Genomic DNA, 21,222 nt, shown 5'->3' on the forward strand with positions numbered 1-21,222 from the left:
CGACTCGAGTTCGCTCGGTATCATAGATAACGTCAACCACTCAGACGTCAAGCCTGTTAGCTATGACGGGGGCTTGAAAAAGCCCACAAGTTGACCAGCCTAAGTCTTCCGAAGACTACGTTACGTCCGAGAGTTTAAGTTCCTACCGACGAGTACGTTGCCAGCTTGTCGCTCTAGAACTGAAAAGTTAAACAGCTTAAAACGGGTTAAGGCAGTGCTTTTCAGAGAGTACCGAGACGTAACCTTGGCGAGGCAAACGTTACCCCTTTTGGGAGTTGTGTATTATGCACGTTTTCGTTCTAGACAAAGACAAAAACCCCCTAGCACCATGCCATCCAGCCAAGGCGCGGCGGCTCCTGAAATCCGGTCGAGCTTCGGTGTTTCGTCGCTATCCATTTACCCTTATCTTGCACGAGATTGAAGCCAAAGATTGTGTCGTTCCCGAAACTCAACTCAAAATCGATCCCGGCTCGCAAACAACTGGGTTGGCTATCCTGTCCGAAAACCGAGTCATTTGGGCGTCCGAACTCAGCCATCGCGGACAGCAAATTAAGAACGACTTAGAGAAACGTCGCGCTTTACGACGCTCCCGACGCCATCGAAAAACTCGTTACCGAAAGCCTCGCTGTCTTAACCGTACTCGTCCGAAGGGTTGGCTTCTACCGTCTCTCAACGCTTCGGCTCCGCTCAGCGTTGAGTCCGAGCGGAGTCGAGGACTCAACCATCGGGTCGAAACTACGATGACCTGGGTGAACCGTTTGCGAAAACTTTGTCCGATCGTCTCGATTGCTCAAGAACTCGTGCGGTTCGATACCCAAAAACTCCAAAACCCCGAAGTGAGTGGTATTGAGTATCAGCAGGGCGAATTGTTGGGTTACGAGATCCGCGAGTTCTTGTTAGAAAAGTGGGGTCGAAAGTGCGCCTCTCTTGGTGCGCGTTCCCTAGCGCCGTGCGACGGCGCGGGGTCGCACCGCTACTGCGGTGCTGAGAACCTGCCGTTAGAGGTCGAACACATTCATCCCAAATCCCAGGGAGGGAGCGACCGAGTTTCTAACCTAACGCTGGCTTGTCATACTTGCAACCAAGCTAAGGGAAACCGAGATATTCGCGAGTTTCTATCGGGCAAACCGACCGTTCTCAACCGTATTTTGAAACAGGCAAAAGCGCCGTTAAAAGATGCGGCAGCAGTCAACGCAACTCGCTGGAAGCTGTACCAACAGTTGAAAGAAACTGGATTGCCCGTTGAAGTGGGAACGGGCGGACAGACTAAGTTTAATCGAACTCGATTGGGTTTGCCGAAAACTCACTGGTTCGATGCTGCTTGTGTCGGGAAATCGACTCCCGATCGATTAGATGTCGCGGTCGAGAAACCTTTACTCGTTGCAGCCAAAGGTCACGGGGTTCGGCAACGATGTCGTTCCGATCGATACGGTTTTCCGAGAACTCACGCTCCGAAAGCCAAATCTTTTCAAGGTTTCCAAACCGGCGATATAGTCAAGGCGACAATTCCTCAAGGAAAATTCGCCGGAAATTACACAGGACGGATTGCTATTCGGTTTCGCCCTTCCTTTCGACTGAACGCTGGGGTTAAACCTTTTGACGTTCATCCGAAATATCTGACGACTGTTCAGAAATCAGACGGCTATGAATACAGATTCTCGAAATAAGGATGCCCTGTCGGGCAGTTCGTTTGTTGGCGGGAATTCCCCTCCCGCTAATCCCGATCGGATATAACGGGAGGGGAATTCCCGCATTTTAGATGGAAACCCCCATTGAGGAGTCGCAAATTATGACACCTACCCCTCTTCAAGGCATCGATTTGGTCAACTGCGCTCGAGCGAACGCCAAAGAAGGCGAGACGGTGGCGGCCGAGCAGTGTGGCTACGGCGATAACATATCTCAGTTTCGCGAGAGTTTGAAACGCGCGGGTCAGGAACTGGGAATCGAGATCGAGCGTCTGAGCGATCTGATCGATACCGACCGACTCCAGCAACGGACGGGAGAATCGATCGCGCCGGACAGTATGTCCGATTTGTGATGGCTGTTCGATCGTCGCTCTACAATTTCTCTGTGACGGACACCGCAGGCGATCCCAGGTTTCTGAATTCCTCCGAAAGATAGATGCACGCGATCGCTCGAATACCGTTCAATAAGATTTGTGGGTCGATGGTTTCAAGATGAAAACAACAAGTCAACCAAGCGCGATGCGATACTCGAACGCTAAAGGTGGATGCAGGCGCGTGTGGTTGTCGAACCCATCAATGCCCCGTTTTACAAAAACTATGGCTTCTCAAGCATGGCTAATTTTTAATCCAGCCGCCGGTCAGGGCGATGCCGATCGCGACTTAGCGGTGATTCGGGCGATGCTCGACCCAGAACTCGATCTCGAAATTCGCACGACGACGACCGATCTCGATACCGATCGCTTTGCTCGCGAAGCGGTGAGTGTCGGAGCCGTACCGATCGCTGCTGGAGGCGACGGAACCGTATCGAAGGTAATGGCCGCCGCGATCGAAACCGGGGTTCCCGTGGGGGCGATTCCCCGAGGAACGGCGAACGCTTTCGCTCGCGCGTTAGGATTGCCCGATAGTCTCGAAGCCGCCTGTCAGGTCATTTTGGATGGAAACGTCCGAGAGATCGACGCTGCTCGCTGCGGAGACGGGCGGCTGATGGTGTTGTGGGCGGGTGTTGGCGTCGGTGCTGAGGCCATCGTCCAAACAGAGTCGGACTCGAAGGAGCGACTCGGACGGTTGGCTTACGTTCTCTCTGGCGTTCAGCAACTGCAAGACCTGAAGCATTTTAACGTTGAAATCGAAGTCGAAGACCGTATTTTAGTGGCGTCTGCTGCTGCGGTGACGGTGGCCAATGCCGCTCCGCCCACGTCGATTTTAGCCCAAGGACCGGCGCAGGTCTGCCCCGACGACGGGTTGCTCGATGTTACGGTGTTTGCGCCAGAAACGCCAACCGAGGCGATTACGGCGTCTTACGATTTGCTGTGGTCGGGATTTAACGATCGCGCCACCGAGCGATCGGACGTTGGCTATTTACAGGCGAAATCTGTTAAGGTTCGCACGACCCCCCCACAAAATGTCGTCGTCGATGGCGAAGTTGTCGGTCGCGATACTCTCGAACTGACCTGCGTTCCAGGTGGATTGAGGGTTTTCGTTCCAGTTCCCGATGGCGAGGAGAGCGATCGCATGACCGGGTTTTTCGGCGATCGCTCCTCTGTCGAAACGGCGATGGAGCGATCGCGATCGCTTTGATAAAGCTCTAAAACAAAAACGTTAACAAAACAGACATTCAATAACCATGACCGTTTCTACTCAGTCTCAACCCAAAACCGAACCCCGAAATATTGACAAAACACGAATTTTATGCTACTACTCTAACCGCAGTAGCAAAATTCAGGTCGCCCGCATCTCGAACGTGCCGAACTGGTATTTCGAGCGGGTGGTATTTCCCGGTCAGCGCTTGATTTTCGAGTCTTATCCAACAGCTCAGCTAGAGGTATACACCGGCACCGTAGCCAGTGCAGTGTTGTCGGATTCCATCGCCTGCGAGCGGCTTCAGGTGCGATCCCAGTCTTAGGCGACGGGGGCGATCGAACCCCTAATCTCGAACGAACGTGGTTTCGCCCGGTTTATCGATCAGAGCGATGCCACGTTCTTTTAAGTCGTCGCGAATGCGATCGGCTTCAGCGAAATTCTTGGCTTTCCGCGCCGCTTGACGCTGTTCGATCAGGGCGAGAATGGCTTCGTCGCTCAACCCGTTTGGAGATTCGCTGGCTTCCTCGGGTTGCGCTTCTAATCCCAACACCCCCGCCAGTTCCACCAACGTTATCCACTGACGCTGTAAGGCATCAGCAGAAACATCGACCTCGCCGCCGTGAACGAGGATATTTCCAACGCGGCGCAGTTCTTTCGCCAACTCGAACACCACCGCCAAACCGCCAGAGGTGTTGAAATCGTCGTCCATCGCGGTTTGGAATTTTTCCGCGACATCTTCGAGGTGAGGGGCATCGTCGTCAGGATTCCATCCCAATCGTTCCCCGAACTGACGTCCGAACAGCAACCCTTCTTTTAACGTGTTCCAGCCGTTTTCCGCCGAGGCGATCGCGTCGTCGGTGAAGTCGAGAGGTTTGCGATACTGGGCTTGCAACACGAACAACCGTACCACCATCGGATTGATGCGATCGAGCAGTTCGCGAATCGTCGTAAAATTTCCCAACGATTTGGACATCTTCTCGCCGTTGACGCGCACCATACCGTTGTGTGTCCAGTATTTGGCTAGCGGTTTTCCCGTCGCCCCTTCCGATTGCGCGATTTCGTTTTCGTGGTGGGGAAACACCAAATCACCGCCGCCGCCGTGAATGTCGATAGTATCGCCGAGAACCCGTCGAATCATCGCCGAACATTCAATGTGCCACCCCGGACGACCTTTGCCCCAAGGGGAATCCCAAGACGGCTCTCCAGGTTTGGCACGTTTCCAAAGGGCGAAATCGAACGGATGCCGTTTTTTCGTATCTTCAGCAGCGACGCGTCCGCTCGCCCCCGACTGCATTTGCTCTTCCGTCCGTCCTGAAAGTTTCCCGTAACTGGGGAAGGCTTGCACGCTGTAGTACACGTCTCCGTTAGCGGGATAAGCGATGCCTTTATCGATCAGACGTTGAATGAGGTCGCAGATTTCTTCGATATGTTCGGTAACGCGGGGGTATTCGTCGGCGTCTTTAACGTTGAGTTGGCGAATGTCGCGGAAGTAGGCGTCGATGTATTCTTGAGATACCTCAGACATGGTGCGCCCTTGCTCTTTGGCGCGATTGAGGATCTTGTCGTCGATATCGGTAAAGTTCTGCACGTAACGCACGTTGTAGCCGCGCCAGAGGAGATAGCGCCGCACGGTATCCCACACGATATACGATCGCGCGTGGCCGAGGTGGCAATCGTCGTAAACTGTCACGCCGCAGCAATACATTTTGACCTCACCGGGAACGGTGGGTTTGAAGGGTTCTTTCTGTCGGGTTTGCGTGTTGTAGATGGTGAGGGTCATAGAGGATTTTCTACAGCCGTTGCGGTCTTGCCTTGGGAGTGGGCAGTTTACTTTATACCAATTTACACGGTTGCGGGGTCGGAGGATGGGGCGATCGCGCGTCTCGGCGATCGAATTCAGACAGGGACAATTCAGTCTACAAGATTCGTCGCAGCGCTCCAACCATAGCCAATAGGCTTGGTTGGTGGTGAAGCGGCGGTGAGTTGAGGTGCGTCCCCTGAACAATGCGATAGCGAGAGAAGGGGATAGCGCCGAAACGAGCCATCAAATATAATTGATAAGGTGGTAACACGCTGAAAACATACGGATAGCTCATCCAGTAGGCAGCCCAGAAGTAACGGTTAAGACACTGGCAACACGGACATCTCACGGTGGCGAACTCGGTTCGCCACCCGTGTCCTCCTGTATAGAGCATAAAGCCCAAAACCAAAAATCAGATCCGTCCGGCTTGGGGGCACCAAGTGGACGTAAAACAAAAAGCCTGTGGAATCGTTCTGGCGGGGACTTGAAGTTATTTGAGTTCAAGTCTAGTCAAGAGGTTGAGAAGCAGGAAATCCTTGGTGTGAACCCGGGAATCTCCCTGCATACCCGATAGGGTTGCTGGGAGAGGATGTCAAACAACGTTGGGACGTTTTCCCACACGCTAGGATTGGAGTTCTTTTACTTCCCGCGTAGAGTCCTCGTATGGGGTGCATCTCAACTTTTGCAAAAACATCAGTTTGGGGTGGCAAAATTCCCGATTAGCACTTCCGGTATAAGATCCCCGGCATCTCCAAGATGCCGGGGATCTGGAAATTGAGTGCGCCCAATTCGATGAATTTACATTTTTGAGATGCACCCCCTCGTATGCAAGGACTTTGTCGGGATTTAAACGAAAAAAGAAGTGAAATAAGAGCAAAACCTTAGACTGACAGGGATTTAAAGTAGGGTTCGTTCAAACTTCTCTAAGTCTTATACTGTAAGCATTTTGCTTGTTTTTAGAAAACCCTAGATAAAGCGCTTACAACTTTCTCCGAAGGAGAAACTTCAGTTTAGATAATCGATAGAAAGAACGCTTCCAAAGCTCGCCCGCACTCCCTATCGTCGAATAATTGTTTCTCATTACGACGGGATTTTTCCGAGACTTCCTGCCGCCAGGATGAATCGAGTCCCAATTTGATAGCAATTTCGATATATTCTTCGATATCTGAGGCAATGGTTTCTGTGATTTCTAAGGTTTTTAAAATAGCGAAACTGTGACGAGAACGCATCAGCGAACCAGGACAGGTAACGACGGGAAGTCCACAGGCGATTGCTTTGAGTGTCGTGACGCCTCCAGACCAACTGAAGGTATCTAAGAAAATATCGGCGACTAAATTTAGCTCGAGATAGTCTCGTTCGATCAGGCGAGGAACGATAACGCAGAAGGTTTCTGCGTCTAGCCCAACTTCTGAAAACGCAATATCAAGTCGTTGACGAAACTGTTCGGTGATGCTGGAGTTGGGATGTGCGATAAATGCAAATTGGGCGTGGGGAACCTGTTGGGAAATTTGTGGAAATATCCAATCGTATTGGGGCAGGTATTTCAATAGAGATTGACAGGAAAGATAAACAGTTCGATCGCCCCCCAATCCAAATTTAGCACGATCGCCTGAGAGGTTTGGAGGAAGTTGGGGTTTCGACACCGACATCCCGATTTTGGGAAGTCGAACCAACTTTTCTCGATAGTGGGTTTCGCCGTTTTCCGGTTCCATAAAATCGCTGGAAAGGAAATAATCGACTGTAGGAAGTCCCGAGGTGACGGGATGCGCCCAGGTGCTACATTGTACGGGAGCTAGACGCAACGCCGCCAGTTGCGTGACGATCGCCGACAAGCCGATATCGGGGAAGATGAGGATATCGAGGCGATCGCGCAGGATGGCGGATGCGGCGTCTTCGAGGTTGGGGGAGAGATGACGGAAGACTTGGCTGTGGTGTTGGAAGGCTTGGGTGAGAGGGGTAAATTGCTGGCCGAGATAGTAGGTGTAAATCTCGAAGCGATCGCGGTTGGCGTGTTTCAACCAGCCAAGATAGAGTTCGCCGAGGCGGGTGTCTCCCATACTGACGCCGACATAGCCGATACGGAGTTTCCGATGAGGTGGGGTGGCTTCGGGAACGGGGATTTTGGGAAGGTTGGCGGTGACGATGCGATGTACCCAGTTGCCGTATTGGGTGAGGAGTTCGATGTCGTTACATCCTTGGTAGGCTAGGTAAAATATCGAGGCTTTGGAGATGGAATTGAGAGCTTGATGGCGGTGTTCTGGGGTGTCGAGAGGGGTGTTTTTCTGGATGTCGGTGAGTCCTTCTCGGAAGCGTTGGCGGAATCGATCGATCTCGGTTGGGCTGTGGTAGAACAGGGGGAGTAACAGGCGATCGAGCGTCCGAAGTTCGAGGCGATCGGGAATGGAAGCAATTGCGGCTTTGGCGGCTTGGAGGGCGGCGTCTGTCTCGCCGTTATCTCGCAGTTGCGATACGAGTTGGAGTTGAAGCGTTAGGTTTTGGGGAAAGCGGGTGACGCCGTGGCGTAAAGTGGCGATCGCTTCGTCGAACTGCTGGGTTTTTTGGAAACAGACGGCTAAGGCGAAAAAGTCTGTTGCTTCGCCATCCCCGTTGTTGGAAATGTAGCGGTAAAGGGGAATGGCGGCGGTGTAGTCTTCCTGTCGGAAAAAGGTTTGGGCGAAACTACGATAAAGGGGGGTAGGATTGTTGAGATATTGGTGAAGGCGATCGCGGGTTTCGATAAGTTGGGAATTGTCGGAATGGGCGTCAACGGCAGTGTCGTAAAGGGCGATCGCGTCTTCGAGGCGGCGTTGGGTGACGAAGGCGTTTCCCAAGTTTAGCAAACTTCCGAAGTGTTGGGGGTTGAGGGAAACCGCTTGACGGTAAAGGGATTCGGCGCGATCGAACTGGCCGCTACGATAATAGAGGTTGCCTAGGTTATTGTAGGCGTCGAGGAGTGTCGGATCGCGATCGATGGCTTGTTGGTAGGCGTCGAGGGCGCGATCGCGTTGGTTGAGGCGCTCCCAAACCAATCCCAAGCCATAATAGGTGGTTCCTTGGCTGTGGTCGAGTTCGGTGGCGGAACGAAAGGCGGCGATCGCGTCGCGAGGGCGATCGGTCGAGACGTAAAGCATCCCCAAATTCAGCCAAGCTTCAAAGTTTTGGGGATTTTTCTGTAAGACTAGACGATAGAGCCGTTCGGCGTCGTCCCAGTTTCCCCCTTGGTGGTATTGGAGGGCGTCGCGATAGAGGTTGTCGTCGTCGGACAGTTGGGTTAGGGCGTCGAGAACGTCAGGTTGGCGATTTTGGAAATAACTATCCGCGTCGAGGAAATGGGTGGCGTGGGTATCCCAGGCGAGAACCCAGGCCACTTGAGGGAGTTCTCGGAGTAAACAGGTTTCGGGATGGGTGGCGAGGAAATCCCCAACCCCTTGGCGCGTTCCGGAAAGATGCGGGTTGGCGATAATGAAAACGGCGCGATCGCTACAGAAGGCTTTGACGCGCAGGAGACTGACGAGGGTCGATCGATAGTCGGGATTTCCACTGTAGTAGTAAACGCCGATTTTATCCTCGGCGTCGAGTTGCATCCAATCGTCGAAAAAGTCTTCGAGGTCGTTTTGTAGCAGGAAAATGCGATCGTCGAGTTGCTGTTTTTCTAGGAGATTGGCGATCGCGGCGAGTCGGGTGTCGGTGTCCGTTCCCGTGGTGGTTTCGACGGCGCAAACGCTGACGCCAGGATGTTGAGAAAGGGCGTGACGGAGGGTTTCGCCGTTGAGAATTCCGATTTCGCAGTAAAGTTCCCCCTCCTCAAGACAGGATACCGCCGTGGCGACGAGGTTAGAAATCGCGAGGGTAGGGAGATCGAGTTGGGTAGCAAAGCGATCGAGATCCATATATTTCAGTTAGCAGTCACCAGTCACCCGTGAAGACAGTATCTTCCTTGTCTCACTCTACAACTCAACTCGAACTCCGCCAATCTTGTAATTCTGTGGGGGTATAGGTGGGGAGATGTTGCGATCGCGAAGCTTCGACAGCTTTGGTATCTTCAACATCGATGACGAGTCTTCCGGTGAGGGTGTTGAGTAAAATTTCCGCGTGTTGTCGGGGAAGTGGGGCGTTCCAATTGATGCGATCGAGATGGCCAATGAAGGAAATTTGCGGTTCGCTGTCGAGTTCGATGTCTGTTTCCATTAACAGATTCATGATGACACCGGAGAGAAACAGTTCGATTTCTGCTGGAGATCGCTCTCTAATGGCTACCAATAACGTCATGCGATCGCGATCGAGATGAGTGACGAACGCCGCCAACACCTCACTCAACGCTGCAAACAACGACTCTTCCGAAGCGTCCCAATCGGGAAACACGATCCAATTGATATCCCGCAGTTGGTAATGTCGCCGCATCAGGATTTCCCAATTGCGGATTTGCAACGCCATTTTATCGATGCGTCCGTCACCAAGCGTCGTTCCCCCCAAATGGCGAACCCACATCTGTTGGGGCGTGTCTGTGTTTCCCGTTTTCCACCCCTGACTGAAGAGTTCGGGAACGGGGGTGATAGAATATCCCGCCATTCTCACCTGATGACACAAATCCGCATCGTCCCAAGACCCGATTCCGTAGTCTTCACACCATCCTCCCACTTCCTCAAAAGTGGATTTGGCGATACATAACGCCCAACCTTCGACAAAGGTTTCCCCCGTCAGTTCGTTTCCCATAGGCCCGGGTCCTGCGATTCCGTTTCCGGCTAAGCGACAGAGGGTTTGAACGGGAGATTTCAGAATATCGACATCGTTGTTGAGAAATAGCAGATAGTCCCCCGAGGCGATTTTCGCTCCCTGGTTGTTGGCGACGGTGAAACCGAGGTTGGTTTCGTTGCGAATCAGGCGAATTCCGTGGGCGTCGCAAAAGTCCGCTAAGGCGTTGCGTCCGGGTTCTGAACTTCCGTTGTCGATGAAAATGACTTCGGTGTCCGATAGCTGTTCGATGTTGTTGTCCCACAGTTCTAATAACTCTTCGCGATCCCACCAGGGAACGATGACGCTAACGCTGTACTGGGTTTCGGGGGTTTCGGGTTCGGGAGGAACGGGGGTTTGAGGAGAGTAAACGCCAATATAAAGGAGTTGGTAGGCGCAGAGTTCCTCGAAGTCTTCGTCGGAGACGTTGAAGATGGCGACGTTTCCGATTTTGAAAATGCGATCGGGGTCTTGGGGACGAAAGGCTTTGAATTGTTCGCCGCCGAGGTAGGATATCGACGTACAATCGATTTCGGCGTGTTGGAGGAGTTCGAGAAAGGTCTGTTTGGTGAAGAATCTTAGATGGGTGCGATCGAGAATTCCCCAATCGCGATAGTCCCAACGTCCCTGTTCTAAGACTTGACGCAACAGGGGAAAATGGCGAATGTTGGGAATGCTGGCGACGACGGTTCCGCCGGGTTCGAGAAATCGGACGTACCGACGCGCGATCGCCCAAGGATCTTGTAGGTGTTCTAATACGTCGGCGAAGACGATACAGTCGAAGGTACCGGGAGAAAAGGGCGGATCGAAGGTTTCGAGGTTGACGCAGTAGGCGGTGTCGAGGTGCAGGTTGGCGTAGTAACAGGCTTCTTCGTCGAGTTCGAGTCCGACAACCGTGCGATCGCCCCGATTTTCTTTTAACGATTTTCCCAACATTCCCGCCCCGCAACCCACGTCTAAAATCCGAGTCGCCGACGAGGGAACGGCGGATAGGATTTCTGGACGAACCAAACGGTAGTATTGGGGAATTTGTTCGAGGGGGCGGACGTTAACCATGATGTAACTGGGGGTCGCTGTGCGATCGCGGGAGATCGAAGTCTTACAATACCAAGAGACGCTGCAACTGTTTTCAACTGTACCGCGACCGATTAAAAACCATGAGAATCGCCTTCATCGATTTTATCGATTGGGACTATCAAATCGAAACCGTCTACCAACGACCCATGGGCGGTTCGCAATCGGCGGTGTGCTATCTTGCCGAACAGTTAGCAAAACGGGGACTGGAAGTGTTTCTCGTTAACTACACGAAAACGGCGAAAGTGTCGCGGGGCGTCACTTGTCTTCCGATTCGCAGCGACGAGGCCAGAACCTTAATGCCTACGGTAGACGTTCTCGTGGTAGCGAGCAACCCCGATTTGGGGGCGCGAGTTCAGCCGTTTTTACGCCCTCATACGCCGATGGTTCTGTGGACGCAACACGCCCACGACCAAGAATCTGTCACAGACCTCCACAATCCCATTATCCGCGATAGTTACCGCCGTTTCGCACTGGTGAGCGACTGGCAGAAACAGCAGTATTGCGAGCAGTTTAGTATCGACGCACAGCGGGTTCGCGTCACCCGTAATGCGATCCCACCAGTGTTTGAAGGGATATTTCCCAAGAATTCCTCAATTTTGGCGGCGAAGTCGAAACCGCCAGTTTTGGTGTATACCAGTACGCCGTTTCGCGGGTTGGATGTTTTGTTAGAAGCGTTCCCTTCGATTCGCAACGCAATCCCCGGAACGCGGTTACAGGTATTCTCGAGTATGAAAGTCTATCAGGTCGATCGCACCCTCGACGAGTCGCGATACGGGGGGTTGTATCGTCTCTGTCAGGAAACGGAGGGGGTGGAATACGTGGGTTCGGTTCCGCAGCCTCAGTTAAAAGATTATCTCAAGGCGGCGTCGGTATTGGCGTATCCGAATACGTTCGCCGAAACTTCTTGTATTTCGGTGATGGAAGCCTTAGCCAGTGGTTGTCGGGTGGTGACGAGTGCGTTGGCTGCACTTCCGGAAACCATGGCGGGATTTGGGGAGTCGATCGAGATTCCCAACGCCTGTCAGGAGTCGTTACGGTATGCGTTTGCGTCTCCAGGCGATCGCGAAGTCTATATTCGGGAATTTATCGATCGAACGGTGGCGGTGTTGCGGGATTTTGACGACGAGGTGGCGTTGCGGCGTCAAGTCGATTGGGTCAACCGTCATTATACTTGGGAGAATCGCGCGGACGAGTGGGAAAGGTGGCTGCGCGAGATCGTCGGAGAGAGTGCGATCGAGTTGTCGCAGCTGTCTGCGGGAGAAGAGGGGTTGACCTGGCAAGCGTATCAGTGTTTGGTACGGGAACAGTACGATCGCGCTGGAATTCTCTACGAACGGGCGATTTCTCAACGTCCTGATATTTCTGAGTTTTACTGGTATTTGGGCTTAACGCAACTGTTGCGCGGCGATGCAGACGACGCCGAAGCCACGTGGTTGTCGGGGATGATGTCTGGCGAGGAGACAGAACAGTTGACGGCGGAACTGGCGGCGGTGTTGGAGGCGGAGGCGCAACGACAAGAGGCGATCGCCCAACATCGTTCGGCGTTAACAGTTCGGAGTGCGATCGCGGAATTACGTCCCGACGATGGTGAAAATTGGCTTCGGTTGGCGATCGTTTTGGCGAAGTTGGGCGAGTTCGATGAGGAAGTCTTTCAAACTTGTCTCGAGTATTTGAAAACGGAATCCATTGATGAAGATTTGCGACAACCGCTGTTCGAGTCTCTGTGGACTCTCGATTTAACGAATTCGACGGTTTGGGCGCTGTTTGAAACTTGCGTTGTTACTGCTTCTCTCGACTCTTACGTTCGTCAAGAGTTTTGCGATCGCTCCGCCCCAATTTTACAACAAGACGCCGCTTTAAAATCAATTTTAGTTTCTTTTAGTGTGCTTTGGCTAAAACTGCAACCTGAAAATTTGCCAATTTTAGTTAAATTAATCAATCTTTACCAAGACACGCAACAGTACGCTGAAGCAGCTCAGTTAGCTCGAAAATTTTACGATCGCGCAGAAACACTTCCCAAACAAATCGCCGCCTACTACTTATTATTACGAGGCTTACTGAGAGGAGGAGGCGAATTTGAAAACGCTAAACAGCTTCATCAAAAACTCGAAGCAAAACTCAACCAACTTATTGATAGCAATCCCGAAATTGAACTTCCCGATCTCGTACAAAGCTTCGCCACCACCTCGTTTTTACCCTATTTAGAAGATAATCCTAAAAAACTCCATGATTTACGATTTCGGTTATCGAACTTCCTCCAAAGCCAGCTTTACGAACATTTCGGCGAGCCGATCGTTTCAGAAAAATCAAATTCTTTAAAAAGGATTGGCTATATTTCTAGTTGTTTTCGCCGAAATTCTGTCGGACATCTTGTGCGATGGCTTTTAAAATACCATAACAAAGAAAAATACAAAATTATCGCCTACTCTCTACATAAAGCCAAAGATGAAATCCAAGATGAAATCTCTACTAGTGTCAGCGAATTTCGCGATATTTCAAACCTCTCAGTTTCTGAAATTGCTGAAATAATTCGCAACGACAACATCGATATTTTAATCGATCTCGATAGTTTGACCTGTACTCAAGCCACTGCTGTTTTAGCCTTAAAGCCTGCTCCCGTTCAAGTCACCTGGCTGGGGTTCGACGCCTCGGAATTACCTGCGATCGACTATTTTCTCGTCGATTCTCGCGTGGTTCCAGATCACGCCGAAAGTGACTATTTTACGAAACTCTGGCGACTTCCCGAAACCTTTATCGCCGTCGATGGATTTGAAGTAGGAGTTCCCACGTTACGGCGGGAAGATATCGATATTCCTCCCGATGCTGTGGTGTATTTCAGTTCGCAAACCGGGGCAAAACGTAATCCCGAGAACGCTCGATTACAGTTGCGAATTCTCAAACAGGTTCCTAACAGTTACTTTATTATTAAAGGATTGTACGTCGATCGCGATGCGTTGCGTCAGTGGTTTTCTCGGTTAGCGGAAGAAGAAGGGGTAGAGTGCGATCGCCTGCGTTTCCTTCCTAACGATCCCACAGAAGCGATTCACCGCGCCAATCTCACCCTCGCCGACGTGGTTCTCGATACTTACCCCTACAATGGCGCCACGACGACGCTAGAAACCCTGTGGATGGGAATTCCGCTGGTAACGCGGGTGGGGGAACAGTTCGCCAGTCGCCACAGTTTCGACTTTCTCCAGTTGGTGGGGGTGACGGAGGGAATCGCATTTAGCGACGAGGAGTATGTGGAGTGGGGGGTTCGTCTGGGAACCGACGCCGCGTTACGCCAGGATGTGGCGTGGAAACTCCAGCAGTCTCGCCATTCGTCGCGGTTGTGGAACGCGGAAGTGTTTGCGCGGGAGGTGGAAGCGGCGTTTGAGGCGATGTTGGGGTGATATTTTTCACCACAGAGGACACAGAGGGGTTTGGTTAGAAAAGCCCCCAGAGATCGATTTTAGTAATCCTTTTTTCATTGCACCTCTTCGATCGTGCAACTACGATAAATTGCTAGAAACCTCGTTCTCTTCCTCTACCAACCGTCTTTTTCAGCAAAACCTATATGGTGCAACTTGCTAAAAGCGAAATTCATAACGCAATTCTACAAAATTAAAACCGGGAATATTATCTGTTTCCAAATTGCCCGTACCTTGCAATAACAATCCGCTCGAGCCGTAACTGTAGGTTAATCCCAAGAGTGAATTTTCGTTTAACTCGTAAATCGCTTCGATTTGTCCTGGCGGAAAGACACTGAGGCGATCGAGTCCGATCGCCTGTCCGAGACGGTTGGCGGTGCGATCGATATCCAATAACACCTCCGTCAGCGTCGGTTCTACGACAAACCGCAAAAAGGCAAACTCAAAAAACTCCGTCCCGCGCAACTTAGAAATTCGATCGATCGTGGTGAGAACCTGACCCCCCAACAACGACACTAACTCCCGTTCGCTACGTTCGGGAACGCTCGTTAACTGCACCGTTTGCAACAACTGCGAGTTTTCAAACGCCGAAATATCTGCGGCTTCGCTCGACAACACTGCTTTCAAAAGCTCCTGGGCGCTCGCCTCGATCGAAACGCTCACCAACGTTTGTTGCGATTGGCGGTTGGGAAGAACCGTCGTATCGGGAACTTCGTTTCCATCGCGATCGCGATCGAGTAGGGGGTTGCGCCGTTCCTCGTACACCAGCGTCGAAACCTGCAAATCCAACAGAGGATCGAGAAGTCCTCGTTCGGGAACGAACGTCACCGTTTGCGGTCGTCCGGGGGCGACGAAGAACAAACTACTAAACAGATCGATCTGTCCGCGATCGACACTTATCGTACCTTCGGGTCGCAAATTCTCCAAATTCCCATCGACAGCCCCGTTAACCGTCAAATCTCCCGACACCCGAAAATTAAACTGTGGAAGCGGGTTCTGAATGCGGAAGTCTTCCCCCAACACGACCCGAACGTTATCGAGAATTGGAATCACCGGCGGCGGTGCGGATTCTTCCCGTACCGTCCACTGGGCGGACGCGGGAATCGCCCCTTCGACGACGCCCCCAGTCGGTACCGATACGCGCCCCTCCGAGAGTGCGATTTCTCCTGTCACTACGGGGGTTAACGCCGTGCCGCGAACCGAGACGAATCCATCTAACAAGCCATCGTATAGCCCCGCTAGCTCGATGTTGCCGTTGTCCACCTTCAGCGTCAAGGGATTTTCCGAGTCCATCTCGGGAACTAAAAACGGTAACGCCCCCGAGAGCGAAAACGTCCCGTCGGCGACTTTGGTAATTAAATTATCGATCGCCACTCGCTCTTGCGTGATGAGAACGCGGCCGTCAATTTGCGCGGGGGCTTGAGGGAAAGCAGCGGCGCGTACCGTGGCGTCCTCGAGAACCACCTCGCCATCGGCGGACAACGCCTGCAAAATGCGATCGAAATCCCCCGACGTCACCTCCACCAAATCCAGCGACGCCGCCAACTGTACCGATCCCTCACCCTCCGTCCAGACGACCTGTCCGTTACTCAACGCCTCGAGTAACTCGAATCCCGGCGTGTCGATCGCCAAGCGTACCTGCGCCACCGCGTTATCTTCCGTCCAGGGGTAGGGAACCCGCGCCGAGATTTGCGTCCAGGTGGGGGCGAGGGTGGCAAACTCGAACAGGTCGTTATCGTAACGGAATTCTCCAGCCAACGTATCGACAGGACGGCCGTTGAGGGTCGGCGAGTCTAAGGATACCCGACCGGCGATCGCGGGGTTTTGTAACGTACCGCCAATTTCGGCCTGGGCGTTCGCCATCCCCTCGAGATCGATCGGAAACTCGACAAAATCACGCACCATATTCAAATTTAAATCGACGAGTTCGACCGTTCCCGAAGCCGTCGTGGGAGAGAGTTCTCCCACCAAAGACGCTCGCGCCCCGTCAAGTTCGACCTGCGCCGTTTCCACCGTCAGCACGTCGTTGCGATAGTTGGCACGAACGAGGATTTCGTCGATTTCGATAATCGGCGCGTCTTCGATAAAAAATCCTAGAACGGGACTGAGGGCGGGAAAAGACGGTCGTGCTTGCCACGTCCAATCTCGCGCCTCCAACGCGGCGTTTACGTCGGGATTTCCCAGAGTTCCGCCTACCGTGACTCGGGCGTCGTAAGTGCCTCGCACGTCGGCCAGACTAGGGGGGGCGGGTTGTCGCAGGGCGGCCGCCCGTTCTTCCACCAACTCGCTAATTTTATTAAAAACGCTCAACTGCTCGAACAAACCGCGATCGGGAATTCCCACCGGGTCGGCTTGTAAGTCTTCGGGATTCAAACTGGGGGAGGCCAACCCTCGCGCCACGATTTCCTCGATTTCGTACCAGGCGACGGTGGACAGCAAATCCCCCACTCGTCCTTCGTCTACCGTTAACTCGGCGTTGATTGGGGCTTGGTTCAACTGCGCTGGAGTGACCTGTCCTCGCACCAAAGCGACTAAATCCACATCGGTACGAGCGTTGAGGATAAAGCGGGTGTCGCCGAGTTGCAATAACGCTTCGTCGATTCGGGCGATACCGTCGGTATATCCGAAGTCTGCGATCGCTGCCTCCGCTCGAATATAGCCGACACCCGGATCGGCGATCGCGACGTTTCCTCGAGATTCCAACGTAAACAAATTGGCTGAAATCGCCGCCGTCACCTGTCCGCCCACATCCCCTTCAATGCCCAAGGGTTGCCCCGGTACCACGTTCAGCAGGGCTAAATCGAAGTTTTGCAGGCGCAGGTCGAACACGTCTCCCTCGCGATCGCCGAGGGCTAACAAGGGCGTCGCGGTCTCTTCGCCCTGGCGGATTTCCAACGCCGTGGGGAGATAGGGCAACAAACAGGCGTTTCCTCGGGTGCAAGGGGTGAAACTTGCGGCGATGCGATCGCGGCTTCCTCGAAGGTCGATGGCCACTCGTTCTCCCGTTCGTACCACCACGCCACCCGCCATCACGTCGTCAAAGGCGATGTCGTTGACGGCAAAGTTACGCAGTTGCAAGTTTCCCGTCAAATCCAAATTGCCCGCCGCCAAGGGATCGCGAATTAAATTTCGTCCCCGAAACTGTCCGGCGAAGTCTGCTTGTCCGGCGATGTTAACGGCGTTGGGGCGATCGAGCGTATCTCCCACGAAGACATCGGCAATGAGTAGAGTGAGGGGCAAACGACGCGACTGATAGTTGGCATCGATCGCCAACTCGGCCGCCAAATCGGGCGCACTCGCCAAATCTGTAAACAGCAGCGTTCCTCGGGTGTTTAAGGATTCTTCACCCAATGCCACCGATACGCCATCTACGCTAACGGGAACGGGAACCGCCCCGAGGCGCAACAGAGGAGCGATCGCCCCGGACAAATTCGCCCGCGCGGTTAACGGGGTGGGAAACCGAGGACTCGTCACGATTTTGTCTCCCACCAACTGCGTGACGATCTCGTCGGTCACCGTGAGTCCCGCCGTCGTCGCAATGTCCCAGCGTCCCCCGTCTACCCTGGCCACGACGTCGGCCGTTCCGTCGTTGACGGCCAGTTGCGCGTTCGCCTCGACGACGGGATTCAACCCCGTAAAATCTTGCGTTCGTGCCGCTGCCAGCAACTCGTCGGCTGTCAAACTCGCCCGTGCTGTTGCCCTCGACAGCACCAGGGGAACGGGAATTTCGGGAAAATAGGAACTGATGGAAATCGAGGACGCGTCGGCGACTGTGGCGATCGCCCCATTGCTTAACTCCACTCGGGCGTCTACCATCCCGTCGGCCACCGCCACGTCAGCCTCTGCCACCAACTCGATACCGCTGACGTCCTGGGTTTGCGCCGCCGCTAACAAAGCGTTTACCGAGGTCTCGACTTGCGCCGTCGCCCCCAGCAACGCCACGGGAACCGGCAGATCTCCGGCGATCGCCCCGACGGAAATCGACGAAACGTCCGCCGTCGCCGTCACGTTACCCCCCGTTACCTGCGCCCCGGCCGTTACCGTTCCGTCTGCCACCGCGACATCGGCATCGGCCAACAGGTCGATACCGCTGAAATCCTGAGTTTGTGACGCCCACAACAGGGAATCGATCGAACTGCTGACTGTCGCCCGACCCTGCCGTAACGCCACCGCCACCGGTAAATCCTCGACGATCGCGTTGGCAGAAATATCCGCTGCCTCTGCGACGACGTTAACGTCACCGTTTTCGACATCAGCCCGGACGCCGACGGTGCCGCCGTCTACCGCCAGTCCGATATCGGCGATTCCATTTACCATATTTAGGTCGAAATTGTCAAGTCTTCCCGAGGCATTTGCCCGGAGTTCTGTCAGCGAGGCAGCGATGGGAAGCGGCAAAAACGGCGAGAGGTCGATGGGGGTTGCCGACAGGTCAACGTCCCAGTTTCCGGCGTCGAGATCGGCCTGTCCCGTGGCGAAGATCGCACCGCCGCCCGCGCGAACTTCTGCCGTGTCTAACCGGACGCGATCGTCGCGAAACCGGACTTCTCCAGACGTCGAAACCGTCCCCACCTCGGTAACGGCCGCCTCCGGCGTTTCCCAGACCAACCGGGCGCGGGGATCGTCGAGGGTTCCGCCCACCTCGGCCTCGGCCGTCAACAGCCCCACCGATACCTCGGGAGGCAAGAGTCCGTAAGGGGCGAGGAGTTCGTCGATCGGTAACTCGGTGCGAAGGTCGAAATTCAGCGACACGGGGTCGTCTGTATCTCGAGTCAGCGATCGAATATCGGCCTCACCTCGGGCGACAACGCGACCGCCTACAGCGGGGGTAATGCGAAAGCCGTTGAGGGTGACGCGGGATAAATTTGCCGACAGGTTGGCCCGAACTTCGCTGAGAACCGTTGCTTCGATCGCGATCGCCTCCGTATTACTCAACGCTAACGTCGCTTGCGGGTCGTCGATGTCCCCCGTCACCAGGACGTTGGCTTGCAAACTCCCCGAAACCGGGAGTTCGGGAAGGTCGATCGTCACCAAATCCCGCACCGATTGCAGAGCAATTGGCAGGACGGACACCTCGACATCGTAGCCCGTTTGCCAGTCTACCGACCCCGCCACCTCGATCGCCAGGGTTCCCGTTTGCGCCTCGACGTTTTCCAGCAGGACGCGATCGCCCTGGAAGCGAACGAACCCCTCCGCCGTCAGAGGACGAGCCAAGGGATCGAGGGCGATCGATAAATTCTCTAACGCCAGCGTGCCGCGAATGTCAGGCAATCGGGACGGATCGAGATCGTCTAAGGTTTGCAAGGGCGACGACACCAACCGAACCGACGATTGGTTTTGCGGTTCGGTGTCTTCCTCCGTTTCGCCATCGTCGAGCAACCACTCCAAACTCGGAACTTCGATCTGTAAATTGGCGTTGACGTTTCCGCTCTCGATCCGCACCGTTTCCGTAACGTCCTCGGGGAGAAGTTGCGTCAACTGCGACAGTTCTAAATTCCGAACCTGCGTGCTGAGGCGACTTTCAAAGCTTTCCAACTGCGTTTGACCCTCGATGGCCACCTCCCCGTCCGGTAATTCCACCCTCACGTCGTAGCGAGCGAGTTGTAACTTTTGCCGCAGTTGCGCCGTTCCCGACAACTCCACCTCAAACGGCGTTGTTTGCCCTCGAGGAACCAGACGAACCATCCCGTCATCGATGCGAAGATTAATTTGGGGATCGATGGGAAGTTCCCGCTCGTCTTCGGGCGGTTCGGGAAGGTTCAAATCCAGCCTCAGCCAGGTGCCGTCGTCCGCTTGTTCGGCGTAAATGTCCGGTTCGACGAGGGTGAGACTGAGGGGAAGCCGTCCCGAGAGCAAGGCCAGAAGATCGTACCGCACCCGAATGTCCTCGACACTCACGCGGTTGGCGTTGTCTTCCGTTTCGGGAATCGTCAAACCATCGAGTCGAATCCCCGCCAGCGAAAACCCTTCGACTTCGCCGATTTCGACGGGGCGGTTGAGGAGGTTTGTCAGTTGCGTTTCGAGCAGCGAAGGCAGTTGCGATCGCACCCAAACCTGCAATCCGGCATACACCACTCCCCCCACGACCAACACCGTTCCACCCGCGATCGCGAGCGATTTCGGACGAGTAACTCGTTTCCAGAAGCGGCGCACGCCATCGGAAGTGCGAGACTCCGACTCAGGCGGGGAGTCCGGGGGAAGATTCGCCATGACTAACACCCTCGACGATCGAAACTTGAATTAATTGTTAGAGCGGCCACTGCGATGGAGTGAAGAGAACCGAAAATCGCAAACTAACGAGCGCGATCGGGCGATGTAGACGCATTTAGAAGCCCGTAGAAGACGGTCTCGTCTGACTGTACCCAATTCGATCGAATTTGTCCATCTCGGGAGAACCTTTGTTATCCTGGTTTATCCCTTAGCGATCTCGCTGTCGTGTTGTCGATCGTCTCAAATGCGCTCGAAAATGTAGCCGCGATCTCAGCGCCGACAGCCAGATCGGGATATGGTAGTTGTGTGGGTGTTCGCCAATCGCCGATGGATCTTCTAGAGTATCAAGCCAAAGAGCTATTTCGCGAGACGGGCATTCCGGTACTGCCCTCTCAAAAAATTCGCCATCCCCAAGATTTGAAGGGGTTAAAAATTCCCTATCCCGTCGTGTTGAAATCGCAAGTGCGCGTTGGCGGACGCGGTAAAGCAGGAGGCGTTCGCTTCGCCGCCAACACGATCGACGCGATCGCCGCCGCTCAAGCCATCTTTCACTTACCGATTCAGGAAGAATATCCCGACGTTCTCTTAGCCGAAGCCAAATACAACGCCGATCGCGAATTTTATCTTGCGATTCTCGGGTCTTCGGAGTTTGAGGTGATAATAGTATAATAGAAAACAAATGCAGGCGGATCTAAAGATGAACTTTTTTGTAGAAGACTTAATCAACTTA

At 53.8% G+C, this 21,222-nt stretch carries 8 protein-coding genes and 2 pseudogenes; 6 read left to right on the forward strand and 4 right to left on the reverse strand.

The features are described from left to right. The first annotated feature begins 284 nt into the window (after positions 1-284). From iscB to GEI7105_RS30765, 4 genes and pseudogenes are all read left to right on the forward strand, one after another. Entirely contained in the window at positions 285-1,667 is a 1,383-nt protein-coding gene (gene iscB, locus GEI7105_RS0115255) for an RNA-guided endonuclease IscB (protein WP_017661309.1), read from the forward strand. A 122-nt stretch (positions 1,668-1,789) separates the two neighbouring features. Further along, the gene (locus tag GEI7105_RS0115260) at positions 1,790-2,038 is read left to right on the forward strand and encodes a hypothetical protein (protein ID WP_202804407.1); all 249 of its coding nucleotides are present in this window, start codon (positions 1,790-1,792) and stop codon (positions 2,036-2,038) included. A gap of 244 nt (positions 2,039-2,282) precedes the next feature. Then, positions 2,283-3,263, forward strand: coding sequence for a YegS/Rv2252/BmrU family lipid kinase (locus GEI7105_RS0115265; RefSeq protein ID WP_017661311.1), 981 nt, complete (start codon positions 2,283-2,285; stop codon positions 3,261-3,263). 46 nt (positions 3,264-3,309) lie between these two features. Beyond that, a pseudogene (locus tag GEI7105_RS30765) lies at positions 3,310-3,573 on the forward strand (DUF1830 domain-containing protein); the annotation flags it as partial. A 36-nt stretch (positions 3,574-3,609) separates the two neighbouring features. On the opposite strand, the gene cysS reads toward GEI7105_RS30765, so the two are convergent. The 3 genes from cysS to GEI7105_RS33575 form a co-directional block, all read right to left on the reverse strand. After that, positions 3,610-5,046: a cysteine--tRNA ligase gene (cysS, locus tag GEI7105_RS0115275; protein ID WP_017661313.1), complete on the reverse strand. Its 1,437-nt coding sequence runs from the start codon at positions 5,044-5,046 to the stop codon at positions 3,610-3,612. 1,031 nt (positions 5,047-6,077) lie between these two features. Next, positions 6,078-8,957, reverse strand: a complete 2,880-nt coding sequence (locus GEI7105_RS30770) for an O-linked N-acetylglucosamine transferase, SPINDLY family protein (protein WP_017661314.1) — start codon at positions 8,955-8,957, stop codon at positions 6,078-6,080. A gap of 64 nt (positions 8,958-9,021) precedes the next feature. Then, the gene (locus GEI7105_RS33575) at positions 9,022-10,854 is read right to left on the reverse strand and encodes a methyltransferase domain-containing protein (protein ID WP_017661315.1); all 1,833 of its coding nucleotides are present in this window, start codon (positions 10,852-10,854) and stop codon (positions 9,022-9,024) included. 101 nt (positions 10,855-10,955) lie between these two features. Between GEI7105_RS33575 and GEI7105_RS33580 the strand changes: the two genes are divergently transcribed. Continuing rightward, the gene (locus GEI7105_RS33580; RefSeq protein ID WP_017661316.1) at positions 10,956-14,267 is read left to right on the forward strand and encodes an O-linked N-acetylglucosamine transferase family protein; all 3,312 of its coding nucleotides are present in this window, start codon (positions 10,956-10,958) and stop codon (positions 14,265-14,267) included. 177 nt (positions 14,268-14,444) lie between these two features. Here the strand turns inward: GEI7105_RS33580 and GEI7105_RS0115295 are convergent, their stop codons facing one another. Continuing rightward, positions 14,445-20,492: a translocation/assembly module TamB domain-containing protein gene (locus tag GEI7105_RS0115295; RefSeq protein ID WP_017661317.1), complete on the reverse strand. Its 6,048-nt coding sequence runs from the start codon at positions 20,490-20,492 to the stop codon at positions 14,445-14,447. Between the two features lie 327 nt (positions 20,493-20,819). Between GEI7105_RS0115295 and GEI7105_RS0115300 the strand changes: the two are divergent. Further along, positions 20,820-21,128 (forward strand): annotated as a pseudogene (locus GEI7105_RS0115300) (ATP-grasp domain-containing protein); the annotation flags it as partial. Positions 21,129-21,222: the final 94 nt, after the last annotated feature.

Origin of the sequence: Baaleninema simplex PCC 7105 (assembly GCF_000332355.1) — a bacterium.
Classification (GTDB): Bacteria; Cyanobacteriota; Cyanobacteriia; order Cyanobacteriales; family Geitlerinemataceae; genus Baaleninema; species Baaleninema simplex.

Excerpts from the sequence above, each read along its gene's own strand:
- iscB (WP_017661309.1), top strand. The coding sequence starts at position 285 with ATGCACGTTTTCGTTCTAGACAAAGACAAAAACCCCCTAGCACCATGC.
- GEI7105_RS0115260 (WP_202804407.1), top strand. The coding sequence starts at position 1,790 with ATGACACCTACCCCTCTTCAAGGCATCGATTTGGTCAACTGCGCTCGA.
- GEI7105_RS0115265 (WP_017661311.1), top strand. The coding sequence starts at position 2,283 with ATGGCTTCTCAAGCATGGCTAATTTTTAATCCAGCCGCCGGTCAGGGC.
- cysS (WP_017661313.1), bottom strand. The coding sequence starts at position 5,046 with ATGACCCTCACCATCTACAACACGCAAACCCGACAGAAAGAACCCTTC.
- GEI7105_RS30770 (WP_017661314.1), bottom strand. The coding sequence starts at position 8,957 with ATGGATCTCGATCGCTTTGCTACCCAACTCGATCTCCCTACCCTCGCG.
- GEI7105_RS33575 (WP_017661315.1), bottom strand. The coding sequence starts at position 10,854 with ATGGTTAACGTCCGCCCCCTCGAACAAATTCCCCAATACTACCGTTTG.
- GEI7105_RS33580 (WP_017661316.1), top strand. The coding sequence starts at position 10,956 with ATGAGAATCGCCTTCATCGATTTTATCGATTGGGACTATCAAATCGAA.
- GEI7105_RS0115295 (WP_017661317.1), bottom strand. The coding sequence starts at position 20,492 with ATGGCGAATCTTCCCCCGGACTCCCCGCCTGAGTCGGAGTCTCGCACT.